This is a genomic window from Shewanella sp. MMG014, assembly GCF_018100775.1.
In the GTDB taxonomy this organism is placed as follows: Bacteria; Pseudomonadota; Gammaproteobacteria; order Enterobacterales; family Shewanellaceae; genus Shewanella; species Shewanella japonica.
In genome coordinates this window covers 54,921-70,670 of the sequence record NZ_JAGJDZ010000012.1, presented here as the reverse complement: position 1 = coordinate 70,670, position 15,750 = coordinate 54,921, and the positions used below count along the sequence as shown (strand labels likewise).

Genomic DNA, 15,750 nt, shown 5'->3' with positions numbered 1-15,750 from the left:
AGGTTTTAGATTTGCTGGCTGTTATGAATGAACAGTTACGAGTGTGCAGTTATGAGTAGAGAGTTTCGAATTTAATGTACCGTTTCATTTTGTTCAGAAATGAACCGAGAGAATTCATTTTCTCTTATAGCGGGACTGTATAAATAGCCTTGAGCGTGATTACAAAGACTATCTTCTAAAAACAACTCTTGTTCTTTTGTCTCTACTCCTTCAGCCGTCAGTGAAATATTTAATGCTTTCGCCATTGCGATAATCGCACTTACAATTTCTCTGCTTTGATGACTGGTCGTTAAATCTGAAATAAATGAACGGTCGATTTTTAATTTGCTGATTGGGAACTGCTTTAAATAACGCATTGAACTGTAACCCGTACCAAAATCATCAATGGCCAACCCTACCCCTAAATCAGCCAACTCTTGACACAAACAAGTCGCATGACGCACATCACCCATTAATTCAGTTTCGGTAATTTCTAATATCAAGCTTTGTGGCTTTAGACGGTAGCGAGTCACTAAATTCCAAACTTGCTCAAATAAATTTCCGCTAAAGAATTGTCTTGCCGCTACGTTAACATGCATAACAATATCGACATTTTTACGCTGCCATAAGTTAAGTTGTTTACAAGCAGCTTCTAATACCCAATCTCCGATGGCATTGATCATGCCCGTTTGTTCGGCAATATCAATGAATGCGCCTGGGTAGAGCACTCCTTTCTTAGGGTGATGCCAACGTATTAAGGCTTCTGCGCCAATGAACTTATGGTTCTTTAAATCCATTAAAGGTTGGTAATAAAGCTCGAACTGACGTCCACGTATTGCTGTTTGTAAGTCACGTTCAATTTCTGCATTATTTTTAAAAGTCGCTAATAAATCATCATTAAAAATTTGATAATTCATCATAGCTTTCTTTTTCGCATATTGAAGCGCAATATCAGCGCAAGAAAGGGGTGAAAACTCCCCAACAACAGGCGCAATATCAACCACAGCAATCGCGGCTTTCGGGTCAACCTTTTCTCTTCCGATCACAGATGGGACACTAAGTTTTTGATATAGCTTAACAATCGTTTCTTCTAAAATGTCACTTGAATGTATCGCCGGTAAAATCAAGGCAAACTCATCGCTGCCAACTCGGGCAACATCAATTGCTCCGTTACTTTCAGCAAAATGCTTGAGCCTTCTTGCCACTTCAGTGAGCAAGGAATCCCCTTGCTCGTGACCACTTGTGTCATTGAAACGCTTAAAGCCCATTAAATCGATTAGTATCAGAACACCTTCAGACGTGACGTCGAGCTGTTGAGTAAAATGAAGTCGATTGTGTAAACCCGTTAACGTGCAGTTCCATGCAAGCTTTTCAAGTTCATCTTTATGACGTCGCTGTTCTGAAACATCTAAACACGACACCAATGCGTAATAGTTGCCTTGCTCGGTAACGAAACGACTAGCTTGATATTGTACCCAATAATTTGTGCCGTCGATTCGTTGTAATTCGGTTTCGCCTTGAACGGTTTTGCCCGCTATTAATTCTTGTGTTAATTCATTAGCAAGTTCACGCTTACCTCTAAAGAAATCCAAGGTAATGAGTTCATTGTTTTGCACAACGTCACGAGACAGCCCTGTCATTTTTTCATGTGCAGGATTGATATACTCAATAATTTGATTTTTTAAGTTAACCAACATCAACACATGTTTAGCTTGCTCTGTTGCACTATGGAACAAGGTTAAACGTTCGTCTTTGTCATAAGCGTAACGGGTGGCAAGTGTCAGTGCTAATTGGTCTGCAAATTGACAAGCAAATTCAATCGACTGTTTTGGCAGTTCAATTTGGTGATCAAATTCAATGCACAGTAGTCCTTCAATATGACCATTGATTCGAATTGCGACATCTAAATTTGATTGGATTCCAGACTGGAGATAATACTCAGAAAAGCAAGTAAGGCGTTTATCTGTAGAAGAAATATTACTGACAACGTGTCGATAACGTCGTATTTCATCAAAATACAGCTCTGATGCAAAGTGTTTATGACGGAATTTCTTGGTGACTTCAACCATAGCTGTGTTGGGTGAGGCGCAAGCAACAACTTTTTGCTCAAGTGCTTTATTTCGTAGCGAAATAACTGATACACAAGTCGCATTAAAGTATTTCAATAACAATTTACAGGCAAGTTCAGAGGTCGCGGTAAAGTCGCCCTTTTCTTTTGCTTTTGAGTTAACAATTAACTCTAATAAATGTTGTTGCTCATTTTGCTTCATTATTGTTCCCAAAAAGACAGCATAACAGTCGGGTCACCTCATTCTTTGGAGGCTTTTTCCAGCTAAAATAAGGGGTGACTTGACAAAAATCAACATCCCTCATGTACCAAAGCAAATGTAAAATGGCCTTGGCGCTTATGACATATGTCTAAGCATAAAGTAGTAATGTAACGATGGTTACACTCACTGAATTAAATTGCAAGTTGTTAGCGCAAAAATCATTATATATTTGATATATTTTAGCTATTTACAAGCCATTCTCTAATTGAAAGATCATTTTTTCAGCAGTGAATTCAAAATCTATAATGACAGTAATATCTGCTTCCGCTTGCTCGCTATTAACCTTAACTGAGTCAAAACGAATTTTTGCTTTAGTAATGATATCTTCTGCTTCTTCGGCAACTGCATCACCAGTAATTTTCAAAATAAGGCGTGTATCCTGCTCGTCAATTACAGTGCCAATATCGACAAATGATCCACAATCATTACAGCTATCGCTTACCTGAACTTCTTGCTGGGTAATTGTTTTAATCATAATTAGTCACCTATCACAATGATAAAGAAAGCGTCAGCTTAACGTAAAAACTGAGATTAATTTTATAACTAGTTCACACTATTAGCGGTTTATGTTATTTCATTCTGAATCGGGTGGTTATTTGTCGATACTCTATATTGTGTTATGCAACTGCATACAGCTGATTAGCAATTGTTTCGCTAATTTTTCGCTGTACTGATAACTGATCTAAAAAGTGCATTTTATCTAACTCAGATACTTCAGGTAGTTTTTGTTGATGCTTTAATTTTGTTAATACATCACAGTTTGCTAGTGCTATTTGCATGTCATCATCAAACTCACCACGAGTCACTATGGCCTCAGGATGTAATGCTTGAGTCAACTGAAATTGAGATGAACCGCTTTGATGAAATGCACTAGCATTATCTATTGCTTGTTGTTTCGATAAATCACAAACCAATTGTTGCTGCTTGGGTAAGTCAAAGGCTTTATACAGCTTTTGATTATCATCGAGTTCTTTATCAAGCTGAAATTGCGACATATCTCTAGCGTCTGCTGATAGCATTGATAATAGTAAGCCAAATTCGCCGCGGCGGTCATGTTCGATTGCGTCATTTAAACGACGACCTAACTGCAGTTCATTGACTAAAGGAAACTCGATTTGCATATAAAAACATCATTAATTACTAGGATTGATATTTTATCGACCACTTAAACAAATACTTGAGAGTTATTTTCGATTTTGGCTTTACTTATATTTAATTCGTGACTATCATTGCCGCCGCAATTGAGGAGGGGTTCCCGAGTGGCCAAAGGGATCAGACTGTAAATCTGACGGCTCAGCCTTCGAAGGTTCGAATCCTTCTCCCTCCACCATTTGCACCAATGATAAATATACCGTTTCGTGGAGGGGTTCCCGAGTGGCCAAAGGGATCAGACTGTAAATCTGACGGCTCAGCCTTCGAAGGTTCGAATCCTTCTCCCTCCACCATTTATCGGTTTATTGATTATTAAAAAATATTGTTGTGGCCAACAATACTGCAAGACAAGTAAGAAAATGTGGAGGGGTTCCCGAGTGGCCAAAGGGATCAGACTGTAAATCTGACGGCTCAGCCTTCGAAGGTTCGAATCCTTCTCCCTCCACCACTTCTTATCTTATATATCTCGTTTCAAATATCTCCCATTATCTCTCTATTCAAGACTATTCTCTTTAAAGCAGTAAATATGTCGAATAAACTTTATATATACCCGTTTGATGCGCCAATTAATGTTATTTAATCGATAAAGTGATCTGTATACCTTTTAGCATTGCCACTTTGAGTCTATGATGATTTTTTATTTGTTAATCGGGATCTCATCATGTCAAAGCAATGGGTAAATCAAGCAATCGCCAAAATTGAAGCAGATTTTCAGCGAAGTGCCGATACTCACCTTATTAAACTCGATTTACCACAGCTCTCCGGTATTGATATATACCTTAAAGACGAGAGTACCCATCCTACAGGCAGTTTAAAACATCGTTTAGCACGTTCACTGTTCTTATATGCGCTTTCAAACGGATGGGTAAACGAGAACACCACCATAATCGAATCTTCATCAGGCAGCACCGCCGTGTCCGAAGCCTATTTTTCAAGATTATTAGGCTTACCATTTATTGCCGTTATGCCATCTTCAACTGCAAAAACTAAGATTGAACAAATTGAGTTTTATGGTGGTCAGTGCCACTTTGTCGATCACAGCAGTAAAATTTATGCTGAATCTCAAAAGTTAGCCACTGAGCTTAATGGCCATTATATGGATCAGTTTACTTATGCAGAGCGAGCAACCGACTGGCGTGGTAATAATAATATTGCTGACTCTATTTTTAACCAAATGCTGAAAGAGCCGTACCCTACTCCTGCTTGGATAGTCATGAGTCCTGGCACTGGCGGTACATCTGCAACCATAGGCCGTTACTTAAATTACCAACAATTACCAACACAGTTATGTGTAGTCGACCCTGAGAATTCGGTGTTTTACGATTATTACCACAAAAGAGATCTCACCATTACGTGTGAAAACGGCAGTAAAATTGAAGGGATTGGTAGACCAAGAGTCGAACCTTCTTTTATCGCTGGGGTTGTCGACGATATGAAAAAAATACCTGATGCTGCGTCATTAGCAACAATGAATTGGCTAGCCAAACTGATAGGACGCAAAGTGGGTCCATCAACAGGAACTAACCTTTATGGTGTTCTTCAGCTAGCTTGTGAAATGAAACAGCACAATCAACAAGGCTCGTTAGTCACCTTATTATGTGACTCTGGGGATCGGTATTTAGACACCTATTACAACCCTGAGTGGATAAGTAAAAACATCGGCGATACTGCATTTTTCGACCAGCAACTTACACAATTTAATCGTAGTGGTTCGTTAAAACCTTAAGCGATTAGTGCACCAACAAAAAACCGCTCAATGAGCGGTTTTTTATTTAATCAATATCTAAATATTTATGCGTTTGAATCGAAAGGCGCCAATTTCTAGCAATACATGTTTTCATCGCAAGTTCAGTCGCTCTAGGTTTTTGACTAATTGGCTGTAAACACACCACTTTATCTTGCGTATCGATATTTGCTAATAAGTCATCTAATTCATCAATGTGCTTTTGTGTTGCTATGGGATGCTTAATCTCATTCGCGCGTGTTAACGCCTGCTCAAGCACCTCATAACCGCCTTTCATGTTTACCTTAGGTGAAACCGTCACAAAGACCTTGTCGTGGCACAGCACTTCAAAAGTGCCACTGGTTTCAATCTGCACAGCATAACCTGCAGCAATAAACTCACTGGTTAAATCAGTGACATCGTACATACATGGCTCGCCGCCAGTCAGTACAATGTGCTTTGCGGTATATCCTTTGGCTTGAAAAGCTTGAATTAAACTACTGGCATCATGCTCGGCCCAACGTCCAATAGTGCCATCAACTTGAATGACATCAGCTTGATTTACCTTGTTTTGAGCTAACACTTCCCAGGTCTGCTGAGTATCACACCAAGCACAACCCACAGGACAGCCTTGTAAACGGACAAAAATGGCAGGTACTCCGGTAAAGCTACCTTCACCTTGAATTGTTTCAAATACTTCGTTTACAGGATAATTCATTTGCAAGCCTTATTAATTTCAAGGGCGCATTTATAGATGATTTTGTTTCTAGCTGCAAGTTTTTGCCAACTTTATGCTGGATAAGATAAAATGCACTTTTGTTATTAATAAACAGACAAACATGTGCATAGTAATGATGACTTTCGTCCATTACCTTATATTTGTCTTTCCGGTGATTTTAATGTCCAAAGCAATTGTAGTTTTTTCAGGTGGTCAAGACTCCACCACATGCCTTATTCAAGCCTTGACTCAATACGATGAAGTCCATGCCATTACCTTTGACTATGGTCAACGCCATAGAGAAGAAATCGACATTGCCCAAGCGCTTGCTAAAAAGCTTAAAGTAGCAAGCCATAAAGTCATGGATGTCAGTTTATTAAATGAATTAGCCATTTCTTCATTAACACGAGATGCGATTCCGGTTTCACATGAATTAATGGATAATGGCCTACCGAGTACCTTTGTTCCTGGTCGCAATATATTGTTTCTAACATTAGCTGGGATTTATGCCTATCAATTAGGCTGCGATGCAATCATCACCGGGGTATGTGAAACCGATTTTTCAGGTTATCCAGATTGCAGAAATGATTTTGTAAAATCAATGCAACAAGCATTAGAGCTTGGTATGGACAAACCGCTCAATATTGTTACCCCCCTTATGTGGCTGAATAAAGCTGAAACATGGGCATTGGCTGATAAGTACCACTCACTCACTCTCGTTAAAGATGACACCTTAACCTGTTACAACGGCATTAAAGGCAGTGGTTGTGGAGATTGCCCAGCTTGTTTATTGAGACAAAGAGGTTTAGAGGATTACCTTAATAATCGTCAAAGCGTTATGGCTGATTTAAATCGTAAGTCAGCACGTTAAAACGCGTGTCACTTTATCAAATCATTTACCAACAAATCGCTAGGTGATTTGAAACGTCAGCCATAAACCTCTATTGCCTGACTGTGTTTAACAGCATTTAGTTAAGCAAAGTGTTAACGATTCACTATAATAAACAATATTATAAGGTAAAACGGACTTAAAACATGGCAAGAAGAAGTCGTAACAGTGCAAGTGCCTATTACTTTGCAATTTTGGTCAGTATTACATGCTGTGTATTCTTTGTTTTGTCGATGAACCCATTGGGAACAATTGATGTCGATAACCTATTAAGTTATCGCTACGATAACATCGCTCAAGGTGAGTACTGGCGTATCATCACAGGTAATTTGTTACACACAAACTTGTGGCACTTATTAATGAACCTTGCAGGCTTTTGGGTTATTTTATTTTTACATGAATCTCATTACAAAGGCCATATAAGTCAGTTTGCTTCGTTGTTTATCAGTTTGTGTGTATTAGAAGGATTAGGTCTTTACTGGTTTTTTCCAGAGCTTAAAGGTTATGTCGGACTCAGCGGGTTATTACATGGCCTATTTACCTTTGGTGCCCTATTAGATATACGTAAAGGCTATAATTCAGGTTATTTATTATTGCTAGGTGTGTTTGCCAAAGTGGGATACGAAATGTACTTTGGTGCCAGCGAAAGTGTCAGCGCTATTATCAATGCACGTGTCGCGACCGAATCTCATTTTATTGGCGTACTCGGTGGGTTATTTTGTGGCTTTATCTGGCTGCCATTAACGCGTTTTTTTAAACACCAAAAATTACAAAGCCAATAAAAAAAGGAGCAATTGCTCCCTTTTCTTTTCTAAGATGATTAGTCTCGGCGCATATAAGCCAACATCATCAACAAAACCAATACTGCAATAAGGCCAAGTGGTAACCAAGTGTTGATTTGCAAAACGGTATCGACGTTGGAACCAGTATGAATACCTGTTGAGTTAATAAAGCGCTCTATTTTACTTAACCCTAGGTAATCACTCCAAATACTAATCAACCCCAATATTTGGATACAGGATATGATGAACAATATTTGATTTTGGCGACGATTAGATTGCTCTGCTTTACGAGCGTAAGCACGTTCTAAATAGTCTTTAAAAAAACTAACGTAAGTTTTAGCATGCTCTAGGCTGCTTTCTACATTCCATTTAGACTCAATTTTTTGATAAACATCTTCGTTGTCTGACTCAATTGCTAATTTGAAATTTTCGTTATTCATTCGTAGCAACTCAATCTTATTAATATATTCATCAATAACATTACGTTTTGAGTTAAGGGTTTTCTTCGAGTCATTTGCAAGAATATGACTATTTAGTTTATCTAAGACACGGCTATAAAAACTGACGTAATACCAAGTTGATTGAATATGATGCTGAATCGGCGCAAATCGGTAATATCGTCCTATATCTAATGTCATAATCGTATGAAAACGACTGAAGAAGGCATAATGCACACAATCATTATCGATAATTGTCGTATTATTACCTTTAACACGCTCAGCTTTGGCATTACAGGCTAGAAACTGCTGCTTCATTTGTTTATCTTGCGGGCTAGCTTCGACAAAGAAAGTGAAATTACCTGAATTATTACCTATATAAGCTAATGGTCTATGGCTACTTTTTAACGGAATATGGCTAATAGCCTGAATTCTTTTACACACTTCTAAACGTACTGCATTACCCCATTGACTGAGTGCGCTAGTATCATGTTCTTTTACTAATAAATTTCTCAGATTGTTATAAAAATCAGCGCCTTGATTTTCTGCGAGCTCATCTGCTGTCAGTTCTGTTGATAACAGTTCAGCTGTTTTGTCATCAGGTAAGTTTAAGTGTATTTCAACAACCAAAACAAAATTAAAAAATCGTTGATCGAAAACCAATTCATAGGTTGTATTTTCAAGATCAAGATACTCACTGATGTCATGCAAACCATTTACATGAAAGTCTGTAGACTGTAGATCTTGCTTTAATAAAAGATTTGAAACCTTGCTTTCTTCACTGCGATAAATACATTTAAAATTTGATAAATCACGATGTAATGCGTTGAATTGTTTAAGCCATTCTATTTTGAAATGGTTTCTGTCAAATGTCCCAATTAACTTGCCAATACGACTTTTCTTACTGATGAGTTGTTCATATTGTTCTGAATCAACCTCAATAGGCTGTACACACATAACGCGAATTTTCGGCATAAGGATTTCTTATTATTATAAAAATTGTTTTTCTGGGTTAGTTAGATAATCGTCAGAAAGTTGCTCTTTGCGATAATCAATCGTTAGTTCTTCACCAACTTGAATCTCTTTGATAGCCACTAGACGCATTGGGTGATACCTGATTTCAGTATTCGGCGTTCTTGAGTGGTTAATATAACTGTATTTAGTTCTGAAATTTCTGACTAATAAGGTTTCATTATTGAGGTAATTACATTCCATGAAAATGTAATTCGAATAAGGGGCAATGTCTTTTGCCATAAGCGACTCGATTTTTTCATAGTCTGCAATTGATACCACTTGGCCATCAAATAAATAAAGAATTTGCTCATCTTTAATGGCATCTGTAGCAAACAAACCAAACCCATGTAATTCACTTGAGTGAATCATGGTCTTTGCGATCGTATCTAGCGTTGCTTTACGGACAAAATCTAAATCTTGTGTCTTATCAATTTGTTGAGAATTCGACATACCAAACCCAAAGTAATGAACAAAATAGTAAAATATTAAGTAATTACTTTAACTTATCAATGCTGGGTTGAAAATAAATAAACAGCTGAAAATGTCACAGAATGTGCAAATTGATTACATTTATCTTGTTCGATATATGGATTATTACATCGCTTTAACGCCTTTTAGTCATCATTTTGAGAGCTTAAATAGATTGAAGGACGCCAAATTTGCATTAAAATTTCTGGATTTTCTATTGGGAGGAAACCAAACTGAGCATACAAACCATGGGCATCTCTAGTTGCTAGCAACATTCTCCGTAACCCAACAATTTCAGGGTGAGTCACAATCTCATTTATTAACCATTTGCTTAAACCTTTACCGCGATGCTGCTCAAGAATAAACACGTCAGCTAGATAGGCAAAAGAGGCTTTATCAGTAATAAGGCGGGCAAAACCAACTTGTTGATCATCCACGGTATACACAGCAAAACATAATGAATTGGCAATGGCTTTGGTCAGCACTTCAATTGGGATATCTTTCGCCCAGTAAGAATTGGAAATATACCCATAGACGACATTTATATCGATTTTAGTTTTATCCGTATCGATATAATACCCGTCTACCGGTTGAACAGACTCAAACTTATTATGCTGATTCACTGTCGCTCCCTACTGTGCGATTTACTGTATGTGCTTATAGACTTACTGGTGCTTCATTTTGATTTTTTAAATGGGCGGCTTACTCATGTTATTGGTAGTGCAGTTTGGTATATGCCAGTAACGCCTGATCGTCTAATCGACTTGATTCGCTTAGTCCAGCAAGCACTCCCTTTTGATCGGCCCGAGAACGATGCTGGCCTAATTTATTTTTGCCTTCAATTGAATCGATTTTTACTTTAAAGCCCACTATCGCTTTGGCTAGCTTCAATTTATAGTCAGGCGGTATAAAACCATCATGACCATGGGTTTCACTACTCAGTAAACTGGGTTCATATTTCGCAATAGTGTCGTTAAGTATAGATAAGGTTGTTTCATCGTCTGTCAATGTGACAGTCCCTTTTACATGTACAGCCGCATAATTCCATGTGGGTACAGCGGGACTGCTCTCATACCATGTTGGCGAGATATAGCCATGTGGGCCTGAAAAAACAGTTAAAACTGACTGCCCATCGGCTATCTTCCAGTGCTGATTAGCTCGAGCCATATGGCCATAGAGTGTGCCCAATTTACCTTCATCTGCTTTAAGTAATAAGGGTAAATGGGATGCGGTTAAATCCGCAGTTGTGATGACAGCAAAACCATAATCAGCAACAAACATATGGAGTGATGTTAAATCATTAATTCTTAGATTTTTTGGAATATACAAAACAAATCCTTGTTTTAGTTGATGTCATTATAGTATTCATCAATACTCTATTTCGGCTAGATATCGTTTAAGTCTCTGCTGTAAAGAGTTAATAGCTTGTGGGTGATTCAGGTAATCTTCAATATCCATCAGCCTCCAATACTGGCCTTCATTTCCGAACCTAATCTTATCAAGCTGTTCATTATCAATATGAGCTGCAAAAAAATAAGCGTTGCCATTACCAGTTTGATTAATGTCGATTTGTTTATATATCAAACACGCTTTAGTTAAAACAAGTGAAAACTCTTCATTCAATTCACGAAGCACACACTCTTCAGCTGTTTCGTTCCCCTCACGCCCACCACCTGGAAAGTCCCAACAATTGGGATAAGGAATGGTTGCAAGGTTATCTCTTAAATACACAACCAACTGACGGCCTGAAATTAACGCCATTTTACAACCCGTAAACTTCTCAGTGTTCTTGTCATTCATTAGGCTGAACTCCAGATAATATAAAACCAGTGACAAGCACTGGTTTTAACATTATTAGCCACGATAGATAAGTCGCGTCGACTTCATGTGGTCACATTATTACGCTATCACAATAAAACCTATCACGGTGATGCTTGCCGCAATCAAGGTGTATGGCAACTGAGTGATGGCATGGCTGACTAAGTTACACCCTGCACCTTGCGCTGCTAACACTGTAGAATCACTGTAAAAGCAAGCTTGACTCCCAAAGGATGATGCAGAAAGTAATGCACCGATCACTAACGGAATATCCGCGCCGACCGCTTGAGCAAGCGGCATAACAATAGGAATCGATACGGCAAAAATCCCCCAGCTTGACCCCGTAGCAAAGGCTAATAATGCCATTGCAACAAACACGACTGCAGGTAAAAACTGTGCTGTCATGTAGGGACTTAAGCTCTCAATTACATATTGAGGTAACAGCAACTTATCGCATACATCTTTAAAAATAAATGCTGCAATCACTGTCCCAATTGCGGGTAACATACTTTTAAAGCCATCAATCATTTGCTCCATCATTTCAGCAAAAGGCATTAAACGCTGCACAGCATAATAAGGAATCGTAATTGTCATGGTCGCTAATAAACCAAGCCACACATCAATATCAAAATATACGGTAAAACCAACAAGCATTATAATTGGCACAAGGAAATTATGTAATTTTCCTTGATGATCAGCCGTTTTAAATTCATCTTCCATCGCCTTAACGGCATAGTCATTACTGGTTTGAATATCAGCTGACTCATCAACCGGTATCCCAATACCTTGCTTTGCTTTTAACTCAGCCTTTTTCATCGGACCAATAAGCGGCATCACCCCTAAAATGACTAAAGGAACCATAATCACAGCAACCCATGCATAAAGCATATATGGAATGGCTTGCATATAAACTGAGATTGCTTGCCCAGGTTCTGCTATACCGTTATCAACAAGTAAGCCGCCAAAAAACACAGCCCACGTCGATAAAGGGACGAGAACACAAATAGGTGCGGCTGTGGAATCGACAACATACGCCAGCATTTCACGAGAAATACGAAATTTATCCGTCACTCGCTTCATGGTTTCACCCACAGTTAATGCATTAAGATAGTCATCAATAAAAATGGCAACACCTAAAACAAATGTCATCATTAACGATGATTTAGGGCCTTTAGCTACCTTCAGTGCATTTTTCCCAAATGCGAATGCCCCGCCCGTTCGAACGAGTAAAGCGATTAGCGCACCAAACGTGCCACATACTAAGATTAACCAACCAATGGTTTCATCAGCCATGACACTTAACGATATTTCCGAAAAATTATTTAATGCTTCAACAGGATCAAGCATTAATAAACCCACAACAGCACCTATTACTAACGCTAAAATAGGTCTTCTTAATACAATTGCTAATATCAAAACAACCACTGGCGGGATCAAACTGATCGCTGATGGCTCTGTCATGATTTTTTTCCTTGTTGGTAATGTAAGTCAAAAATGGAGATGCAAAATAATGTCGTTATGTCACTGAGTCAACATAATTTATACAATAATAGAAAATAAAATAAGAATTTTTGACAGAGAAATCAAATTAGATTCATTCAAGTAAACACCTAGACTAATATGACGACATAAAAAACTGAGTTATAGTAAAATCGACTTATAACTCAGTTTGTTTAAACAAATTGCCGCCATAGCCTTAGCCAGTAAAATTCACTGAAAATTGGCCTATCCCTTGGTAATTAATGTTAACAGGACTATTCATCGCTACCTTTACAACACCACAATAGGAACCTGTAATAATAACTTGTCCTGCTCTCAATGATATTCCTCTTGCTGTTAAGTGACTAACAAGCCAATAAAGTGGATTCTGAGGTAACTCACATGGATGAATACCTGCAAAGACTTGCTCAGTTTTTTCTTGGCTAATATTAATGTCAATTTTTGCAGCTTTATAAGCAATAGGTTTGTCAATAACTGGGCCTAAATACAAGCCTTGATTACTTAAGCCATCAGCTAAGCGTTCAAAATGATTAGCATCGTAGTCTATAGAAAATCGTGGTTCAATTAATTCTAATGCTAAGCGTGTTTCCCCTACTGCATCATCGATTTCATCATTACTGTATGTTTGACCTGCAGATAAATCATTAGCTAATACAAATGCAATTTCAGGTTCAATTAGGGCATAACCTTTCATTGATTTTATTGATTTTATTGAACAATCTTGCTGCTCTGTGGATAATTGAGATAATAATGGCGCAACGATCACATTCCCGTTTTGTTGTGGAATTAAGCATTTCCACCCAATATGCTCACTGGAGGTTTGAGCCATCATGATTTGTTGCATAGCAAACGCATCATCAAGTGTCTTGGGCGCATTGTTTCGTAAATCGGAAACAGGTATAGCTTGTTGTCGCTGCTTTAATAAATGCGTTGCAGCATCTAATTGAGATTGACTGTATTCTTGTTTGTCCTCGTTCATGTGCAAATCTTGATGTTCTTGCACATCGCCCTGCTTTGTTTGATTAAACTCGCTCACAATAATTCCTTTAATAACATCAATTGATTTTTAACTGATTGAGCAACACGTTGCCTTGATTTCTATTAAATAAATTTAAACATATGATGTTTATATAAACAATGTAAATATATTCACTAAGTTTTTAGTCAGCACAAAAAAGCCCAACTATTGTTGGGCTTATGTTTTACAACTTAACAATGATTGCTAGTAAGAGAAACTTACTTCATTAACTGCGTCAGTCGTGCTTTAGCATCACTTAATAGTGTTTCAGTTAACGATTGCGCTAACTCACCATTACGGTCTTTAATGGCATCGAAGACTTCTTGGTGAAATGGAATTGAGCTTTTATTTTCTGCATCATTTTGGTTGGTGACTCGAATACTGACCAAAAGTGATGAAAAAATCACACACTCCATAGAAATAAATAATTCATTGTGAGATGCGCGTAGAATTGCGCCATGATAGTGGGCATCGGCTACAACGAAGCGATCAACATCATTGGTTGAAGAAGCCATCTCTTCAAGGGCAGCCGCTATTGCTTGAATATCTTCATCGGTCGCATTCATGGCCGCTAGTGACGCAGCTTTGGGCTCAAATGCGAGTCGAAACTCCATCAATTGAGTTAGGAATTCTGGATTCAGTGGTGCTGAAAGGTGCCAAGCCAGTACATCATCGTCAAGTAAAGCCCAATGATTTCTCGCTTTAACTTTCGTACCAATACCACGGCGAACATCTAATAAGCCTTTACCTACCAGAATTTTAACGGCATCACGTACTACAACACGGCTAACTTTGAAGCGCTCAGCTAGCTTGTTTTCGTCATCAATTAACGTCCCAGGAGTATAGGTGCCGGCAACAATTCTACGACCCAGTTCTTTCGCCACTTGAACAGGTAAACTCGGTGACATCGAATTTGTTCGTCTTAAATCGTAGTATGTTAATTCACTCATGTAATTATATTGTCCATAAAAATAACTACATACTATTTATCTGATTTTAGGACAATAGACAACCGCCAGAGACGATTAATTGCTGTTTTGAGTCAAAGAAAGTCGAATACTGGCATCATTCAGCAATTTTTCAGTGAGCTTTTCTGCTTTATCACCATCTTTAGCTGCAATAGCTTCATAAACTTTTCGATGAAAAGGCACCGACGCCCCATTTTCACGAGGATCTTTATTCGTGACTTTAATACTCACTAATAACGCAGAGTAAATCACTCCTTCCATTGACGCTAAAAAGCCATTGTTGGCGGCTTTCATCACTGACTTATGAAACAGTGAATCGGCAATGATAAAATCTTCTGCGGTATTATTAGCTTGAGCCATTCTCTCAACAGCTGATTCGATGTCGGCTAAATCTTCTGCAGTAGCACGCTCAGCAGCCCACCTAGCCGCTTTAGGCTCAAAAGCCAATCGCACATCCATCAATTGTTTTAAAAAGCTAAGATTTGGTGGCGCAGATAAATGCCATGCAAGAATATCGTCATCCAGCATATTCCATTTATCTCTTGATTGAACACGAGTACCAATTCCACGTCGAACTTCTAACAGTCCTTTACTTACGAGGATTTTAACTGCGTCGCGAACAACAACTCGGCTAACTTGATAACGGGCAGCTAATGCATTTTCATCATCAATTAGACTATGGGCTTCAAAAGCGCCTGACACAATTCTGCGACCAAGCTCTTTCGCGACTTGCACCGATAGACTTGGAGACATTCCTTGGGTGCATTTTAAATCGTAATATATTAATTCACTCATAAGTCCTATAGAAACATAGTATGTTTGCAGTGTCAATTGAAAACAATCAACACCTTGGTCTTTATTCTATATTTTTAGCCATTTGTTATAGGTCATAAAAATTAATAGCGGTTAAGTAGCATAAAAAACTAAAAAAAATGCAGCCTTACGGCTGCTAAA

General features: G+C 38.3%; 16 protein-coding genes and 3 tRNA genes. 6 read left to right on the top strand and 13 right to left on the bottom strand.

The genetic code is table 11. From position 1 onward, the window contains the following. Positions 1 to 71: 71 nt before the first annotated feature. The 3 genes from J8L86_RS17510 to J8L86_RS17500 all read right to left on the bottom strand — a co-directional run bounded on the left by J8L86_RS17510 (position 72) and on the right by J8L86_RS17500 (position 3,430). Positions 72 to 2,249, bottom strand: a complete 2,178-nt coding sequence (locus J8L86_RS17510; protein WP_065108145.1) for an EAL domain-containing protein — start codon at positions 2,247 to 2,249, stop codon at positions 72 to 74. A gap of 247 nt (positions 2,250 to 2,496) precedes the next feature. Further along, complete coding sequence (locus J8L86_RS17505; protein WP_065108146.1) at positions 2,497 to 2,784, bottom strand: DUF406 family protein; 288 nt, start codon at positions 2,782 to 2,784, stop codon at positions 2,497 to 2,499. A 142-nt stretch (positions 2,785 to 2,926) separates the two neighbouring features. After that, positions 2,927 to 3,430, bottom strand: a complete 504-nt coding sequence (locus J8L86_RS17500; protein ID WP_119969527.1) for a VC2046/SO_2500 family protein — start codon at positions 3,428 to 3,430, stop codon at positions 2,927 to 2,929. A 124-nt stretch (positions 3,431 to 3,554) separates the two neighbouring features. On the opposite strand from J8L86_RS17500, the gene J8L86_RS17495 reads away from it, so the two are divergent. From J8L86_RS17495 to J8L86_RS17480, 4 genes are all read left to right on the top strand, one after another. Further along, a tRNA-Tyr gene (locus J8L86_RS17495) sits at positions 3,555 to 3,639 on the top strand. Positions 3,640 to 3,669: 30 nt separating this feature from the next. Then, positions 3,670 to 3,754: transfer RNA gene (locus J8L86_RS17490), tRNA-Tyr, on the top strand. Between the two features lie 70 nt (positions 3,755 to 3,824). Beyond that, positions 3,825 to 3,909 (top strand) — tRNA-Tyr (locus J8L86_RS17485). A gap of 213 nt (positions 3,910 to 4,122) precedes the next feature. Next, the gene (locus J8L86_RS17480; protein WP_065108148.1) at positions 4,123 to 5,187 is read left to right on the top strand and encodes a PLP-dependent cysteine synthase family protein; all 1,065 of its coding nucleotides are present in this window, start codon (positions 4,123 to 4,125) and stop codon (positions 5,185 to 5,187) included. 46 nt (positions 5,188 to 5,233) lie between these two features. Here J8L86_RS17480 and queE read toward each other — a convergent pair whose 3' ends face one another. Then, positions 5,234 to 5,902, bottom strand: coding sequence for a 7-carboxy-7-deazaguanine synthase QueE (gene queE / locus J8L86_RS17475; RefSeq protein WP_211031158.1), 669 nt, complete (start codon positions 5,900 to 5,902; stop codon positions 5,234 to 5,236). A 181-nt stretch (positions 5,903 to 6,083) separates the two neighbouring features. Here queE and queC point away from each other — a divergent pair, with 181 nt between their 5' ends. Continuing rightward, positions 6,084 to 6,773 carry a 7-cyano-7-deazaguanine synthase QueC gene (gene queC, locus J8L86_RS17470; RefSeq protein ID WP_082972166.1) on the top strand — a complete coding sequence of 230 codons (690 nt, stop codon included), beginning with the start codon at positions 6,084 to 6,086 and terminating at the stop codon, positions 6,771 to 6,773. 164 nt (positions 6,774 to 6,937) lie between these two features. Next, positions 6,938 to 7,573: a rhombosortase gene (rrtA, locus tag J8L86_RS17465; RefSeq protein ID WP_065108150.1), complete on the top strand. Its 636-nt coding sequence runs from the start codon at positions 6,938 to 6,940 to the stop codon at positions 7,571 to 7,573. A gap of 38 nt (positions 7,574 to 7,611) precedes the next feature. On the opposite strand, the gene J8L86_RS17460 is transcribed toward rrtA, so the two are convergent. The 9 genes from J8L86_RS17460 to J8L86_RS17420 form a co-directional block, all read right to left on the bottom strand. After that, entirely contained in the window at positions 7,612 to 8,985 is a 1,374-nt protein-coding gene (locus J8L86_RS17460) for a hypothetical protein (protein ID WP_211031157.1), read from the bottom strand. 15 nt (positions 8,986 to 9,000) lie between these two features. Then, a complete protein-coding gene (locus tag J8L86_RS17455) occupies positions 9,001 to 9,474 on the bottom strand; it encodes an SET domain-containing protein (protein WP_055024018.1) in 474 nt (157 codons plus the stop codon). Positions 9,475 to 9,638: 164 nt separating this feature from the next. Then, the gene (locus tag J8L86_RS17450; protein WP_065108152.1) at positions 9,639 to 10,115 is read right to left on the bottom strand and encodes a GNAT family N-acetyltransferase; all 477 of its coding nucleotides are present in this window, start codon (positions 10,113 to 10,115) and stop codon (positions 9,639 to 9,641) included. A gap of 88 nt (positions 10,116 to 10,203) precedes the next feature. Further along, positions 10,204 to 10,821, bottom strand: a complete 618-nt coding sequence (locus J8L86_RS17445; protein WP_247663512.1) for an FMN-binding negative transcriptional regulator — start codon at positions 10,819 to 10,821, stop codon at positions 10,204 to 10,206. A gap of 39 nt (positions 10,822 to 10,860) precedes the next feature. Beyond that, positions 10,861 to 11,292: an NUDIX hydrolase gene (locus tag J8L86_RS17440; RefSeq protein ID WP_211031156.1), complete on the bottom strand. Its 432-nt coding sequence runs from the start codon at positions 11,290 to 11,292 to the stop codon at positions 10,861 to 10,863. Positions 11,293 to 11,391: 99 nt separating this feature from the next. Next, positions 11,392 to 12,771, bottom strand: a complete 1,380-nt coding sequence (locus J8L86_RS17435) for a Na+/H+ antiporter NhaC family protein (RefSeq protein ID WP_065108155.1) — start codon at positions 12,769 to 12,771, stop codon at positions 11,392 to 11,394. Positions 12,772 to 13,006: 235 nt separating this feature from the next. Continuing rightward, the gene (locus J8L86_RS17430) at positions 13,007 to 13,846 is read right to left on the bottom strand and encodes a 2-keto-4-pentenoate hydratase (protein ID WP_211031155.1); all 840 of its coding nucleotides are present in this window, start codon (positions 13,844 to 13,846) and stop codon (positions 13,007 to 13,009) included. Between the two features lie 200 nt (positions 13,847 to 14,046). Then, entirely contained in the window at positions 14,047 to 14,778 is a 732-nt protein-coding gene (locus J8L86_RS17425) for a FadR/GntR family transcriptional regulator (RefSeq protein ID WP_065108156.1), read from the bottom strand. Between the two features lie 75 nt (positions 14,779 to 14,853). Further along, a complete protein-coding gene (locus tag J8L86_RS17420; protein ID WP_211031154.1) occupies positions 14,854 to 15,591 on the bottom strand; it encodes a FadR/GntR family transcriptional regulator in 738 nt (245 codons plus the stop codon). Positions 15,592 to 15,750: the final 159 nt, after the last annotated feature.